Annotated in this window: 1 protein-coding gene; it reads left to right on the forward strand. The window is 70.8% G+C overall.

The annotated features are described in order from the left end of the window. A partial coding sequence (locus A5701_RS13700; RefSeq protein WP_156670086.1) for a VWA domain-containing protein occupies nt 1-510 on the forward strand: 510 nt, incomplete at both ends.

Consider the following 510-nt stretch of genomic DNA (forward strand, 5'->3'; position numbering starts at 1 on the left):
GCGTGGTTCTTCCTGTTCCTGCTGGCCGTTCTGCTGGTCCTGGGCATCTACGTCGTGCTGCAGTTCGCCCGCCGCCGCCGCGTCCTGCGGTTCGCCAACATGGAGGTGCTGGAGCGGGTCGCGCCGGCGCGCCCCAGCCGCTGGCGGCACGTGCCGACGATCCTGTTGGCCACGTCGCTGGTGCTGCTGACCACCGCGATGGCCGGGCCGACGTCCGACGTCCGGATCCCGCTCAACCGGGCGGTCGTGATGCTGGTGATCGATGTCTCGGAGTCCATGGCCTCCACCGACGTCCCCCCCGACCGGCTGACCGCCGCCAAGGTGGCCGGCAAGCAGTTCGCCGACGAGCTGACGCCGGCCATCAACCTGGGCCTGGTCGGCTTCGCCGGCACGCCATACCTGCTGGTGTCGCCCACCCCGCAGCACCAGGCGACGATCGACGCGCTCAAGAAGCTCGACTTCGCCGACAGCACGGCCACCGGCGAGGCCATCTTCACCGCCCTGCAGGCG

This window comes from Mycobacterium sp. E3305, assembly GCF_001666785.1.
Classification (GTDB): Bacteria; Actinomycetota; Actinomycetes; order Mycobacteriales; family Mycobacteriaceae; genus Mycobacterium.